Genomic DNA, 13,379 nt, shown 5'->3' with positions numbered 1-13,379 from the left:
TCAGACCTCGACCTGGATGGTGGTGTCAGCGGTCGCGTCCACCAGGCTGCGGTCATGCGAGGCCAGCAGCACGGCCGTGCCCGCCGCCTGCTCCTGGCGCAGCCGCTCGCGCAGCCACTCCCGCCCGGCGGAGTCGAGGCGCTGCTCCGGCTCGTCCAGGATGAGCAACCGTCGGGGTCGCACGAAACCGGAGGCGAGGGCGAGGCGCCGGCGCTGACCGCTGGAGAGCGTGACCGGTAGCTGGTCCCGCACCGCGGCCAGACCCAGCTCGGTGACGACCTCGTCGACCGACCCGGCCGGTCCGCCGTGGGCGTACGCCAGCACCTGCAGGTGCTCGGCGACTGACAAATCGGGAAAGAAGTCGATGTCGTCGAGCACGGCGGCGGCGATCGCCCGGAACCAGGCGTCGGTCTCGCGGTAACGCCGTCCGTCGATGGTGAGCACTCCGGCGTCGGGCCGATCCGCCCCGGCGACACAGCGCAGCAGCGTGGTCTTGCCGGAGCCGTTCGGCCCTACTACCGCCGCGATCTGGCCAGCGTGGAGCGTGAAGCTCACCCCATCCAGGACCACCAGCTCGCCGTACCGGCGACTCAGCTCCTCCACCTTGAGTGTTCGCACGGCCGACATTCTGGCATATCGCCCGGCAGGTGGCCGGCTAGTGCAGGCCGCTAGTGATTGACCGACCGATTCAGCGCGGTGCCCTGGCCAGCCACTGATCCAGCCTGCTGATGCAGCACCGCTTCGGCGTCGCCGTCGCCGTCGGCCACCGTTCCGCCGGCACAGGAGGTGTGCGCGCCAAGATTGGCGACCTGCTGCCCGACCCGGGTCGCGTCGGAGCCCAGGCCCTCGGCGTATGTCTTGACGTGTTCGAAGAGGGCGGCGCTACCGAGGCTGCTGTCGGCTCCTTTTTGCTACTTGGAGGAAGTGGTGGTGAAGGTCAGGGGCAGGGAAGACTATTGGGTCGCCACGCAAGGTATGACTCCCAACTCCTGCGTTGCCCGTCTTCCCACTCTGAACTCGGGACGAAGTCTCCGGCCTGAGGGTGTCCGTCTGGGTAAAACAATGCTGTTACCTCATCCTCGGCGCTTGGGTGCACCCGGGATCGGAATTCGACGGGGGAGACCTCCTCGATCATTCGGTCGTAAGTTACTTTGAACAATGGTGCGCGGTTGCCGGGGTACGTAATATACTTCTCCCATCCAGCCCGTTGTTCGGGTTGCCAGTCCCTAAACGGAATAAGTTCTCCGGCGCGTGGATGATCTTCCGGGTAGATGAGCGCCGAGGCTTGTTCTACATCGTTCTCATGCACGTTCTCCAGTAGCTCCTCGGCGGTCAGCACATCGTGGGCGATTTGTGCCGGCGCGTACATCCAGCATCGCATGTCTCGTTCCTGCCGAGGGCTCGGCAACGGTTCTTCGGGGCCTGGCCCGCTCTCATTGGATCCAATGCACCCACTTAATAAGGCGGAGCTGAGAGCGGCGGCTGCAGCGCCTTGAAGCGATCGCGTGACATTCAGAGTGTACATTGGTCAAATTTCCTCTTCTGTCGGAGAGGCTCCAAGCTTGGCTAGGACTCGTGATTTTGCAAATCATCCTGTATTCCTAAGAATCCCAGATCGTAACCCGCCCTGGCATCGTCGGCTCCTTCCAGCATGGTTCGGATGGGGCTGCCCAGGTCCGCCACAGCGACTCGGTGTTTGCAGTGGCGTGCCCGGCCCGGATCACCGCGTCCGGATAGACCTCAACAAAGTCGGGATTGGTCATCTCGGCTCCTTCGAAAATCCAGGTGGAAGCGCATCGGTCAGCCCGGCAGTCATGGGCAGGGCAGGTCGTCCGGTCGCAACGTCAAAAATGACGTCCAGTCTCCCAACTGTCCGTCTTGCCACTCTGCACTCGGGATGAATTCGCCGGCCTGGGGATGCCCGGCCGGGTAGAAGAGGCTCGTAACGCGTTCCTCAGCGTGAGGGTGGACTCTGGATCGAAACTCCTCGGGCGATACTTCCTCGATCATCCGGTCGTACGTCCGCTCGTAGATTGGTACTTCGTTGTCCCGAAAGCTGACAAACCTCTCCCAGCCAGCACGTTGTTCTCGCTCCCATTCTTCAAGCGGAATGATTTCGCCGGCGCGTGGATGGTCGTCAGGGTAGATGAGTGCGGACGCATGCTCGATGTCGTCCTCGTAAACGTTCTCCAGTAGCTCTTCGCCGCTCATGATCTCGTGGGCGACCTTCGCCGGGGCGTACATCCAGCACACCATGTCGCGTTCCTGTAGGGTGGTCGGGGGCGGGGCCTGCGAGCTAGGTTCGTTTCCGTCGGACCCGGCGCATCCGCTGAGTATGACGACGGCGAGCATGACAGCGAGCCCTCCGGCTAACGGCGGAGAGATCCAGCGATGGTAAGAGCACGGTGCGACCGGGTGCTCGGGATCGGACACATTCGCTCCCTTCTACTATCTCTGGAGGAACAGCGGTGCAATCCTAGGGGCAGGGCAGGTTAGCGGGTCTTCTCGACAAATAGAATTCCCACGCCTTGAAGTGTTTGTCTTCCCACTCTGAACTCGGAATGAACTCTCCCGCCTCGGCATGCCCGCGCGGATAGAATAGCTCGGCGACCGAGTCCTCGGCGCTTGAATGGACCCGGGAGCGGAAGTCCTCAGGGGGGACCACTTTGGTCATGCGGTCGTACGTTGTTTCCAGGATCGGTCCGCGGTTGCTCTGAAGGCTGATGTATTTTTCCCAACCAGCACGTTGTTCTGGCCCCCAGTCCTGAAACGGGATGATCTCGCCGGCGCGTGGGTGATCTTCGGGGTAGATGAGCGCGGAGGCTTGCTCGACGTCGTTCTCGTGAACGTTCTCCAGTAGCTCCTCGGCGGTCAGCACCTCGTGAGCGATCTGGGCCGGAGCGTACATCCAGCATCGCATGTCGCGGGCTGGGGTAGATGTTGGAGGCGAGTGCTCCGAGTCCGGCTCCTGCTGGTCGGAGCCAACGCACCCGCTCAGCACAACAGAGGCGAGCGCAACAGCCAGAGTCAGGCGAAACGGGCGCGTACTCGTCGGAGCAAACATTGGTTAAGCAATCCTTTCAGCCTGACGGAATTCAGCGCCTTAGGGGCTGCGGTTCTCGAGATCGTCCTGGAGGCCTAAGAATCCGAGGCGATAGCCCTTCCTAGCGTCGGAAATAGCGCCCGGCAACCCTGGATGTTGTCGAAGGGGTCAGTCGACTCCACATCGCCTCCCCAGCGTTCCCGAAGCACGTTCGATCGAACGGATTAAGGGTAACAATGGGTGTCCTGTCGCCTCCCCAAGGTGCTGGTCGACGATGCGGGACCGCCGGGAGCCGCTCCGGTCGACCGGAGCGGCTCCCGGCGGCTGCGCAAGCCGTCGCAGCTCAGCGGGCGTGGGCTCGCAGCGCGGCGATGAACCAATCGAAGGCGGGGACGACCGGCGTGAACGCCGGCCAGCCGTTGAGGATCCCCAGCAGGCGCCAGTACCGCTCCACTCGTTCGTCGGTGAAGGTCTCGGTGCGTTCCGCCAGCCGCAGCCGCTCATCGGCGGGCAGCTCCGGGTCGATGATTCGCTCCAGCACGCCGCGCGCTTCGGCCGCGTCTGGTGCCAGCCCCGCCGCCACAGCTTCGCCCGCGTGCTGCTTGACCATCTCGATGTCGAACGGCTGCTGCTCCGGCACCGTCTGTGCGCCGGTCACCGCCATCTGTCGTACCCGGTGCCGGAAGCTCTCGTCGCCGATCAGTTCGGCCAGCTCCACCCAGGCGTTGACCTGTTCGGTCGTCGGTTCGTCGGGTAGCTCCGCCGGCAGTGTCCGTAGGCCCTGGGCGATGGTGGCGCCGGGGGCGTCCGGATCGATCCCTTCGAAAGCGTGGGCGACGAAATCATCGATCAGCCGTTGCCGCTCCTGGGCGTTGAGGCGGGCTAGTTGGTGCACGATTCTCATCTCCTCTGGGTTGTCTGCTCGTTCCGCGACCGATCGAAGGACCGCCCGCCGCAGGCGCAGCGTGCGGATCTCGGCATCCAGCGCCTCGGCGTGCAGCCGGGCGACGTCGGCGACGCTGACCTGTCGCGCCAGTACCCGACTGACCGTGTCGAGGTCCAGTCCTAGCTCGCGCAGGGTCCGGGTCAGGTCGAGGCGGGCTACCGCCGTCGGGTCGTAGAGCCGGTACCCACTTGGGGAGCGGGCGGCCGGCGGGACAATGCCGCTGTCTGACCAGAACCGGATGGTCCGTACCGGCACCCCGGTACGTCGGGCGAGCTGCCCGATGGTCAACAGTTCGGTGCGGTCGTTCATGACCCCAGCATCGACTCTCCAGCCGCTGGAGAGTCAACCCGCCACGACCACCACCGCCGTGATCATGGACCTAGGTCCATGATGAGCCGCTCACTTCGTACCTAGGTCCATGATCAACGGGGGCGGGGGAGGCGTGGCGGAGGCGGGCGAACGGGGCGAACCGGGAGAATCGTCCGGTACGCGGTGGCGTACGAGGTCGGGTTCGCAAACTTCGGGTGGTGATGGTGGCGGCACCAAACTTGCGCTTCGTGCCGACCCTGGTCGAGGCAGGGCGGCTGTGGCGCCGCCACCTCCGGTCGTTCGCCGTCATCGCGGTGGTGCTGGTGCCGCCGCTGGCGGTGGTCGAGGTGCTGAGCCACGAGCTGGATCTCGCCCCCAACCTCGGGCTGGTGGTGACGTTCGGGCTCGCCGGCCTGGTCGTGACCGTGGTCGCGGAGGCGTTCTGTGCCGGGCTCGCCGACCACGTGCTCTACTACGACCGGATCGGGCATCGGCGGCAGTCACTGTGGCGACACGCCCGGGCGCTGCCGCTGCTCACGCTGGTCGTGCTGGCGTTGCTGATCGGGCTCGCGGTGACGATCGGGGCGCTGCTGCTGTTGCTGCCCGGCCTGGTGATATACGCCTGGCTGGCGGTGGCGCCGCCAGCGGCGAGCTTCGAGCGCACCGGCGTGGCCGGGTCGCTGCGGCGCAGCGTCGCGCTGGTCCGCGGCCGGTTCTGGCGGGTGGCCGCACTGGTGTTGGTGCCTTCGATCCCGGTGCTGCTCATCGACGCCCTCGGCGATGCGCTGCGTGCCTGGCACAGTCCGCACTGGTTACTCGTCCTGGTGGAGGCGGTGTGCGAGGCGATCGTGATCGGGTTTACCGCTGCGGTGGTGGTTGTGGTCTACCACACCCTGCGGGGTCATCCCGGTACCGACCGCCTACCCGCTGGTCCATAATGGTCGCCGGATGGTGGGTAATCCGGATCCCGGGTTACGGTGTTCGGCACGGCATACTAGGTTGACCGGATGAAACGTGTCCTCCTGACCGGGATGTCCGGCACCGGCAAGTCAACCCTGGTCGCCGAGTTGGTGGCCCGTGGCTATCGCGCCGTCGACGTGGATCACCCCGACTTTTCGCAGTCGGTGAGCGCGCCGCGGGAGGAGCTGACCGGGCTGGGGCGCGGGCAGGACTGGGTGTGGCGGGAGGACCGCGTCGGTGAGCTGCTGGCCGCCGCCGGCTCCGGGCCGCTCTTCATCGCCGGGTGCGCCCCGAACCAGGTCAAGTTCTACCCGCAGTTCGACCACATCGTGCTGCTTACGGCGCCGGCGGAGGTCATGGTGGAGCGGCTGACGACCCGGACCAACAACTCCTTCGGCAAAGATCCGGATCAGCTGAGCCACACGCTGGCGCTGAAGGAAGCGATCGAACCGCTGCTGCGCCGCGGGGCGGGGCTGGTCATCGACACCGCGCGCCCGCTCGAACAGATAGTCACCGAGTTGCTCCACCACACCGAGGCGGTGGGACGCCCCGCCCGGCACCGAGCCCACAACGGCTGAGACCTCCGGTCACGGCAGCGGCTCCGGTCACGGCAGCGGCTCCGGCCGGTATGAAGCGAGCCACTGTGACAGTAGCGCTACCCGTCCCTGGTTGGTTTCGCTGCCGACGACCACCGGCGCCTGGTTGTACGGCAACGTATCGGAGGTACGCCGGAGTTTGATGTAGAGACTGGAGGCGCCGACCGCGTAGCGTTCCATGTCGTCCTGGAGCGCACCGACCACGCTGATCGCCCGATCCCGGCCGATGTTTTCGAACAGGGCGACCGCGTCGCGGCGGTGGGCGGCGCCGAGGTTGCGGCCGAGCTCGTCGAGGACCAGCAGCAGCGGCCGGTCGGCGCTGCCGGCGAGCGCCGCGGCGCAGACCAGCTTCACGGCCTTGTCGTCCATCTGGGCGGTGTTGCCCCGCAGCCGGTACGACGACAGTGGTTTGCCCTCGCCGCGCCGCCACTTCGGGGTGACCGACCATCGCCACGGCTTCTCCGGGTCGGCCGGTGGCTCCGGCTCCGGGTAGTCGAGGGCGCCGCCGTAACCGCCGTACGCTTTGTCGATCCGGTCGAACTCTTGCGACACCTGTTTCAGTTTGGCCTTGATGGCGCTGGCGATGGTGCCGCGGAGCGCCTGGGTTGCCTGTTGCGCCTCGGCGAGGTGGGATTCGGCGCTGTGCAGGGTGGCGGCCTTCTCCGCCCGCTGCCGGGTGATCTCTGTCTGCTGTTGCTGGTCGACCTGGGCGTACTGCTCCAGATAAGTGCCCAGGATGCGCAGCAGCGTGGGGATCAGCGAAATCCGGTCGGCGCCGCGGCGGGAGCGGCGTTGCTCATCGAGCAGCCGCAGCTCTTCGGGGAGTTCCTCGGCCGGGGTGCCGGGCGGGAAGCATGCGTGCCGGGCACTGTCGCTGAGGGTTTCGGCCAGCTCGTCCCACTCACTCAGCGGCTGGGTCTGTTCCCGTTCGCTGAGTTGGAGGAGGTGCTGCTCCGCCTCGGCCACGGTGCCGCCCCAGGCGGTGTGCCGGGCCGGCAGGTCGAGGTCGTCGCGCCGGATGGCGTTGTCCCGCCACCGCAGGGTGGCCGCCTGGGCCTCCCGTTCCAGCGCGGCGCGGCGTTCCTTGACGTGGGCGAGTTGGCCGTCGCGGGAACGCTGCTCCGCCTTCGCCTCGTCGAAGTCGTGTTGGGCGGTCGCCAGCGGGCCCGCCAGTTGCCGCAGCTCGTCCTGTTGGCGTTCGACTTCGGCGCGGATCTGTTCGATCTGTTCGGCTAGGTTTTCGGCTTGCCAGCCCGCCTCGGCGGCGGCCTGCCGCCGCCGGGCCCGGTCGCGGCCCGCCTGGGCGGCGGCGAGGTCGTCGTCGGCGAGCTGCGCGGCCTGCGCGGCGGTGTCGAGCGCCGCCTGGGCCTGCTGGATCCGGCCGGTGCGGCCGGTCACCGGCTCCGGGAAGCCGCTCACCGCGGCGACTCCGGCGACGGTGTCTACGGCGGACGGCTCCGCCCCGGCCCGGTCGGCGAGGGCGGTGAGGAACCGGTGGAGCGGCAGCTCGGGTTCGGCGCTGCCGGGCAGGTCGCAGGCCGGGCCGGTCGGCCGGTGCCCGGCCGGGTCGGCGTGCACCAGCAGTGATCCGGGCTGGTCGGCGAGGAGTTCACCGGCGCGGGCCGCCGCCTCCGCCGGCACCACTACCGCTGCCCGGTAGGGCAGCAGGCGCGCCTCCCACACCGACCGTTGCGCGTCGGTCAACGTCACCACGTCGACCAGCGGCGCCGCCAGGATCTCTGCGGACCGGAGCCGGTGGACCTGGGCGGCGGCGATGTCCTCGCCGCGTTCGGCCGCGGCGAGCCGTCGCTTCGCGTCGGTGTGCGCGGCGGCGGCGATGCCCTTGGCCTGCTGCGCCTCGTCGACGGCCTGGTCGGCTTTGGCGACGGCGGCGGTCGCCTCGTCGAGGGTCAGCCCGTCGGCCTCCTCGGCCTGCGTCATCAGCCGCCGTTGCTGTGTCCGCAGCGGTTCGATGCTGCCCAGCGCCTGGTTGACGGTGGTGGTCAGGTTTTCTTCCTGCGATTTGAGCTGATGGTACGCGTCGATCCGCTGTTGGCAGCTGCGTTGGAAGGTCTCGTCGTCGGTGAGTCGGGCCAGTTCGGTGCCGAGCGCGGCGATCTGTTCGTCGAGGCCCGCGATGGTCTGCTCCAGCATGGCCTGGTCTGCGGCGAGGTTCTCGGTTTCGGCGACTCCGTCGACCAGCCATCGGGCGCAGCGGCTGCGCCACCGCTGCTGCGCCTCGTCCAGCGCCGAGCGGGCTCGTTCCCGCGCCTGGATGCCCGCCTCGACAGTGCTCATCCGAGCGCCCCAGCTTTCGAAGTCTTCGCGGGCCCGTTCGGCGTCGGTGGCCTGCCGGTGCTCTTCGGCCCGGGCTTTCTGCTCCTGTTCGACCTCCCCGGTCAGCCCGGTGAGCGCGCCGATCGCGTCGAAGATCCGCTCCGGGGTGAGTTCGTTGAGTGGCTGGGCCAGCAGGTTGGCGGTCAGGCTGGCCCGGACCGAGGTAGACAGGAACGAGACACAGCGGACGGTCTCGCCGTACAGGGTCCGGCTGAGCCGGTTGGCGCGCAGGTCGGTGCGGCCATTGCTGCGCGGTAGCGCCTCCCACAGCTGGTCGGCGCCGGCGGCGCGTTCGTTCTCGGTCTCGCCGTACGCGAGATGCAGCCGGTTCGCCCACCGTAGCTCCAGGTGAGGGCTCTGCCGGTTGATCCGTAGCCAGATCGTGAGCACCGCGTCCGCCAGGTCGGCCGGGTCCTCGACCTCGGGCGGCGCGAAGACCCCGATCAGGTAACCCCGGTCGGCGTTGGCGTGCATCGATTCGTGGCCGGCCAGCTCGGCGGTGAAGAGTAGCTCCGCCGCGGCCTGTGCCCCGGACTGCAGCCGCCACTGGTCGTCGGCGTGGAGCAGGCTCAGCCCGGCGATGAACGACGACTTCCCGGCGCCGTTGGAGTCGGTGGGCCCCTGCCCGGCGACGGTGATCAGGCCACGGGTGGTGATCGGCACCGGGTGGGTGGAGAGCCGGGAGATGTTGACCATCTGGACCCCGATGAGGACCCGGTTGCCGACGATGTCGTACGGCTCCTCGCCTTCGGCGGACTGGGTTGCGGAAGCGGGCACCTGGGGTCAGCCTTTCGGGAGCTGGCGTCGCCGGTCGCGGATCGCGGCGGCGAGCGGATGGTCGGGGGCGGCGCACAGGATCAGCTGGTCTTGCAGTCGTTCCCGAGCGGCCGGGGTGAGTCGCAGCAGCTGCGGGCCGGGAACGTAGCCGCCGTCGGTGTCGCCGCCCCGCGCCAGCTTGATCAGCCCGGTCGCGGTGAGCCGACTGAGCGCGGCTTTCGCTTCCGTGGTGGGAAGTTTGCTGCGGCGTAGAATCTCGGCGGTCGGCGTCGGGTACGGGCTCAGCCAGGCGTCGGCGGCGAGCTGTTCCTCGCTGCGCGGAATCGCCACTGAGTGGACGAGCACCAGCACCAGCACCGCTCGGTCGATCTCGGGTAAGGGCTGCCAGCCGGCCTCGGTCAGCTCGGCGACGACCGCGTCGTCGTACCCGGATGTCCAGTGTAGACCGCCGTCCACCGCGACCAGGGTGCGACCGGTGCGGCGCAGCAGCTCCGCGAGCCCGGCCCGCGCGTTGGCGTCCTCGAGCGCCGGTAGGTGCTGCCGATGTACCGGTTCGTTACTGTGCTCCAGCAGCGCGAAGGCCGCCTCGACCTGCTCCCGATGCCGGTCGCTGAGCTGGCCGAGCACCTGGTCGAAGAGCGGATGCCGGCTCACCGGGCGGCTCCTGCCGATGGTTGCTGCCCGGTGGCCGCCGGGATCATCCGCCACAGTTCCCGCAACGTGCTCAGCTCCAGCGGGCTCCAGGCGGCCACTCGCGGCCCCAGCCGCACCGTCCGGGTCCGTTCGTCGAAACGTAGCCAGCCAGCGGCGGCCAGCCGCCGGATCCCGCCGAGCAACGTCCGGTGCCGGGTCGGCTGGTCCCGGCCCGGGGTCAGCTGGGCGAAGACCGCCGCCACCTCCGGCAGCGGCGCCGGCACGCCCGGCCAGATCTCGTCGCCGGGGTCGACCCAGCAGCAGCGAAGACAGGCCGCGAGCGCCCGCAACGATCCTCTGGGGTCGGTCAGGGCGTTGCCGGGCAGGCCGTACTCGGCCAGCACCGCCGGACCGGCCGACTCCGGAAGCTCCGGCAGCAGCCAGGCGGCCTGCGCGTCCTCCGTCACCAGCCGCCGCACCCCGAGCGGGGTCTGGCCGCCGGGCGGCACCCGCTGCGGACCGCCCGAGCGCACCTTGGCCCACGCCTGCGCAGTCTCCCGTTCGGTCACCGGTCGTCACCTCCCGCCGCCGGTTCGACCCGGCCGAACCAGCCGTCGCTCACCCAGGTCCGCGCCCCCTCCGGATCGATCCGCAGCCCGTCGCCCCAAGTCAGCGCGTACGGAAGTTCGTCGCGGTGATGGATCGCGGTCAGCTGCGAGAGCACCCGGCGGGCGGCTGGCCAGCCACCGGCATTGTCCAGCAGCGGCGCCACCGCGACCCGGTGGGAGCCGGCGAGCAGCTCCTCGGCGATCGCGGTCAGGCGCGCCCGCTCGGAGTCGCCGCCGTCCGGCGTCGCCGGGCCCGGGCCGTCGTCGATCCGGGGCCGCGGCGGCGGCAGCCGGCTGCCTTCGGTCTGCAGCCCTTCCTCGACCGCGTCCAACAACTCCTCCACCCCGACCAACGGTGTCGGGGCGTCGAAGAGCAGACCATCCAGCGCCCCGGCGAGGGTGGCAGCGTCGCTGTGCCGGGCGAAGCTGCGCCACCGCTCGGGCGGCAGCAGCCCCAGCGCCCGGGTCTTGCCGGCGTGGGTCAGCAGCCGCCGCGCCGCGGCGCTGACCGCGTCCCGGTAGGCCGCCAGCGCCATCCGCAGCTGTCCGCAGAGCGGCAGCAGGTTCGGCCATCGCTGCGCCCCGGCATCGTGGTACTCCTGCGCCTGGGTCAGCAACTCGTTGTTGCCCAACAGCGGCCGCGCCTGCTCCCGCAGCTCCTCGATCGCCGCCGACGTGGCCAGCTGCATCAGCGGATTCGCCAGCAGCCGGAACACGTTGGTGATCTCGGTCAGGTGAGAACGGGCGTCTGCCTCGGTCGCCTGCGGGTCGTCCAGCGACATCCGCGCCAGCGACAACAGCCGGTGCAGCTCGGCCTGCCCGCCGGAGTCACGGATCCGGCGCAGGAACAGCAACATCACGTACGGGGCGAAGGTGGCGCGATAGTAGAGCTCGTGTGGCCGATCGTTGGCCTTCTCGACCGCCCGGTACGAGCGCAGGACGGCGAACCGGCGGCGTACCTGGGCCGGGCTGAACCGGGAACACGCCGCGACGACCTGGTCGACCGCCAGCCCGGTGGGGCCGGCTTCGGCGAACGCCCCCAGGATCGCCTCGTCGATCGCGACCGAGTCGGCGGACTCCACCATTGCGTGGGATTCGCGCGCCAGCACAGCGAAGACCCGCTGGTAGACGCCGAGGACCGAAGCGTCGGCGGCGTAGTCGTCCAAGGTCGTCGGGGGAGGGTCAGCCACAACTAACCGAGGATAGTGCAGCGAAGGTCGGGGTGGTCGGGTACCTAGCGTCAGCGGTCGGGTGGTGGCGCTGACGGTGGTGGCGAAGAATGCTCGGTTCTACCCATAGCTACGGCCGGCGCAATTTCGCATGCTGAGCAGTCAGAGCCGTGGCTATTGGGCCGCGTCGGGCAGCGCGGCGGTGGTGGCGACCAGGGAACGAGAGGGGATGGTCGTGTTCAGGAGAGGTATCACGGCGTCGAGGCTCGCAGGCCTGGCCGCGCTGGTGGTCGCGGTCCCGCTCACCGCGTTGGCAGCGGCCCCGGCCGCCGCCAACGGTCTGGGCGCCGACGGTTTGGGCGCCGACGGTCTGGGCGCCGACGGTCTGGGCTCGCCGGCCGCCCCGGTGGAGACCAAACTGACCGCGGCCGACGGGGCACAGGGTGACCTGTTCGGCCGGGCGGTGGCGCTCGACGGTGACACCGCCCTGGTGGGCGCGCCCGAGGTCAACGTCGCCGGGGTCCAGAACCACGGGGCCGTGTACGCGTTCGCGCGTACCGATGCCGGCTGGGTCGAGCAGCAGCGGCTGCTCCCGGAAGACGGCGTCGCGCAGGGGCGGTTCGGGCTGGCGGTGGCGCTCGCCGGCGACACCGCGCTGATCGGTGACGAGTCGCACCGCGGTGCCTACGTGTTCACCCGGGGCGCCGACGGCTGGCAAGAGCAGACGAAGCTGGCGCCGGCCGAGGCCGGCAACGACTACGTCGGCACCTCGTTGGCGCTCTCGGCCGATGGCCAGACCGCTGTGGTCGCGGCGGAGGCCGCCGAGGTGGGCGGCGCCGTGCGGCAGGGCCGGGTGTACGTCTACACCCGGCAAGGCGGGGAGTGGACCGAGTCGGCGCAGTTGACCGCCAGCGACGGGCACTCCTGGGGATTGTTCGGCTCCGATGTGGCGCTCAGCGCGGACGGGCAGACGCTGGTGGTGGGCGGCGAGTTCGCGCACGTTGGTGACATCGACTACCAGGGCCAGGCGTACATCTTCAGCCGGGAAGGCGACGAGTGGGTCGAGCGGACGATCCTCCGCGCCGCCGACGGCGGCGCGATGCACCGGTTCGGCAACACGGTTGCGATCGCCGGGGACACCATCCTGGTCGGGGCCTACGACGCGCCGGACGGTGGTGCGGTGTATGTCTTCACCCCGGACGGCGATGGCTGGACGGAGCGGACCGCCCTGCGCGGGTCGGCCACGGGCACCGGTAGTGAGTTCGGTCGGGCGTTGACGCTATCCGCCGCGGGGGACACCGCGGTGATCGGCGACGCCCGCGCCAACGAACTCCACGGCGTGGTGTACGTCTTCGTGGCCGGCGAGGGAGAGTGGCAGGAGGAGACGACGCTCACCGCCAGCGACGCCGAGTGGAACCACCAACTTGGGTTTTCGGTGGCGCTCGACGGTGACACCGTGCTCGCGGGCGCCTGGACCTCCCGGGTGGCGGGAGTGACCAACCAGGGGTCGGCCTACGCGTTCCAGTTGCCGGGCACCGGACCGGAGGATCCGGCACCGGTGGTGTGCGATCGGACCGTCGCCGGGCTGCACGCCGGCCCGTTGTCGGTCGACGAAGGGGTGACCTGCCTGGCGGCCGGCGCGCAGATCCTCGGCGAGGTGAATGTCGCCAGCGGCGCCGGACTGGTAGCCACCGCGGCGGTGGTGCAGGGCCCGGTCTCGGCGCTCGGCGCGACCGTGCTGGATCTGTCGCTCACCCAGGTTACCGGCGCGATCGTGGGTTCGGGGGTGACGCAGCAGGTGACGCTGCTCGGCAGCCAGGTGACCGGCTCGGTGAGCGTGGTCGGCAGCGGCACCGCCGATCAGCCGGTGGTGGTCGCCGGCAACACCATCATCGGCACCTTGACCTGTCTGGACAACGACCCGGCGCCGACCTCGCAGGGGTTGCCGAACACCGCCACCGGGGGCGGGTACGGGCAGTGCGAGGGTCTCTGACCGGGAGC

Annotated in this window: 12 protein-coding genes; 3 read left to right on the top strand and 9 right to left on the bottom strand. The window is 69.3% G+C overall.

Features of this window, described 5'->3' with window-relative positions; all coding sequences use genetic code 11:
• The 5 genes from ccmA to JQS43_RS16710 all read right to left on the bottom strand — a co-directional run bounded on the left by ccmA (position 1) and on the right by JQS43_RS16710 (position 4,298).
• The gene (gene ccmA, locus JQS43_RS16730) at positions 1 to 618 is read right to left on the bottom strand and encodes a heme ABC exporter ATP-binding protein CcmA (protein ID WP_239675335.1); all 618 of its coding nucleotides are present in this window, start codon (positions 616 to 618) and stop codon (positions 1 to 3) included.
• Between the two features lie 983 nt (positions 619 to 1,601).
• Positions 1,602 to 1,763, bottom strand: a complete 162-nt coding sequence (locus tag JQS43_RS16725; RefSeq protein WP_239675334.1) for a hypothetical protein — start codon at positions 1,761 to 1,763, stop codon at positions 1,602 to 1,604.
• A 49-nt stretch (positions 1,764 to 1,812) separates the two neighbouring features.
• Positions 1,813 to 2,244 (bottom strand): hypothetical protein, encoded by a 432-nt coding sequence (locus tag JQS43_RS16720; protein ID WP_239675333.1) that lies wholly within the window; start codon positions 2,242 to 2,244, stop codon positions 1,813 to 1,815.
• 232 nt (positions 2,245 to 2,476) lie between these two features.
• Positions 2,477 to 2,908, bottom strand: coding sequence for a hypothetical protein (locus JQS43_RS16715; RefSeq protein ID WP_239675332.1), 432 nt, complete (start codon positions 2,906 to 2,908; stop codon positions 2,477 to 2,479).
• Positions 2,909 to 3,386: 478 nt separating this feature from the next.
• Positions 3,387 to 4,298, bottom strand: coding sequence for a helix-turn-helix domain-containing protein (locus JQS43_RS16710; protein ID WP_239675331.1), 912 nt, complete (start codon positions 4,296 to 4,298; stop codon positions 3,387 to 3,389).
• Between the two features lie 224 nt (positions 4,299 to 4,522).
• On the opposite strand from JQS43_RS16710, the gene JQS43_RS16705 reads away from it, so the two are divergent.
• Together JQS43_RS16705 and JQS43_RS16700 are read left to right on the top strand one after the other, a co-directional pair.
• Complete coding sequence (locus JQS43_RS16705; protein ID WP_239675330.1) at positions 4,523 to 5,236, top strand: hypothetical protein; 714 nt, start codon at positions 4,523 to 4,525, stop codon at positions 5,234 to 5,236.
• 69 nt (positions 5,237 to 5,305) lie between these two features.
• Positions 5,306 to 5,836 (top strand): AAA family ATPase, encoded by a 531-nt coding sequence (locus JQS43_RS16700; RefSeq protein ID WP_239675329.1) that lies wholly within the window; start codon positions 5,306 to 5,308, stop codon positions 5,834 to 5,836.
• Between the two features lie 27 nt (positions 5,837 to 5,863).
• Here the strand turns inward: JQS43_RS16700 and JQS43_RS16695 are convergent, their stop codons facing one another.
• Genes JQS43_RS16695 through JQS43_RS16680 form a run of 4 tightly spaced genes read right to left on the bottom strand, consistent with a single transcriptional unit; the run spans position 5,864 to position 11,399 of the window.
• Positions 5,864 to 8,968: a coiled-coil domain-containing protein gene (locus JQS43_RS16695; protein ID WP_239675328.1), complete on the bottom strand. Its 3,105-nt coding sequence runs from the start codon at positions 8,966 to 8,968 to the stop codon at positions 5,864 to 5,866.
• A 6-nt stretch (positions 8,969 to 8,974) separates the two neighbouring features.
• Positions 8,975 to 9,622: a hypothetical protein gene (locus JQS43_RS16690; protein ID WP_239675327.1), complete on the bottom strand. Its 648-nt coding sequence runs from the start codon at positions 9,620 to 9,622 to the stop codon at positions 8,975 to 8,977.
• Positions 9,619 to 10,170: a hypothetical protein gene (locus JQS43_RS16685; RefSeq protein WP_239675326.1), complete on the bottom strand. Its 552-nt coding sequence runs from the start codon at positions 10,168 to 10,170 to the stop codon at positions 9,619 to 9,621. Before JQS43_RS16685 ends, JQS43_RS16690 begins: the two co-directional genes overlap by 4 nt.
• On the bottom strand, positions 10,167 to 11,399 hold the full coding sequence (locus tag JQS43_RS16680) for a hypothetical protein (protein WP_239675325.1): 1,233 nt from the start codon (positions 11,397 to 11,399) through the stop codon (positions 10,167 to 10,169). Before JQS43_RS16680 ends, JQS43_RS16685 begins: the two co-directional genes overlap by 4 nt.
• Positions 11,400 to 11,613: 214 nt before the next feature.
• On the opposite strand from JQS43_RS16680, the gene JQS43_RS16675 reads away from it, so the two are divergent.
• Positions 11,614 to 13,371: an FG-GAP repeat protein gene (locus tag JQS43_RS16675; RefSeq protein WP_239675324.1), complete on the top strand. Its 1,758-nt coding sequence runs from the start codon at positions 11,614 to 11,616 to the stop codon at positions 13,369 to 13,371.
• Positions 13,372 to 13,379 lie beyond the last annotated feature (8 nt).

Source organism: Natronosporangium hydrolyticum, assembly GCF_016925615.1.
In the GTDB taxonomy this organism is placed as follows: domain Bacteria; phylum Actinomycetota; class Actinomycetes; order Mycobacteriales; family Micromonosporaceae; genus Natronosporangium; species Natronosporangium hydrolyticum.
This window is presented reverse-complemented; position numbering and strand designations above follow the sequence as displayed.

What these genes read in the sequence shown, in the direction of transcription:
- JQS43_RS16725 (WP_239675334.1), bottom strand. Translation starts at nt 1,763, where the DNA reads ATGACCAATCCCGACTTTGTTGAGGTCTATCCGGACGCGGTGATCCGG.
- JQS43_RS16720 (WP_239675333.1), bottom strand. Translation starts at nt 2,244, where the DNA reads ATGTACGCCCCGGCGAAGGTCGCCCACGAGATCATGAGCGGCGAAGAG.
- JQS43_RS16715 (WP_239675332.1), bottom strand. Translation starts at nt 2,908, where the DNA reads ATGTACGCTCCGGCCCAGATCGCTCACGAGGTGCTGACCGCCGAGGAG.
- JQS43_RS16710 (WP_239675331.1), bottom strand. Translation starts at nt 4,298, where the DNA reads ATGAACGACCGCACCGAACTGTTGACCATCGGGCAGCTCGCCCGACGT.
- JQS43_RS16700 (WP_239675329.1), top strand. Translation starts at nt 5,306, where the DNA reads ATGAAACGTGTCCTCCTGACCGGGATGTCCGGCACCGGCAAGTCAACC.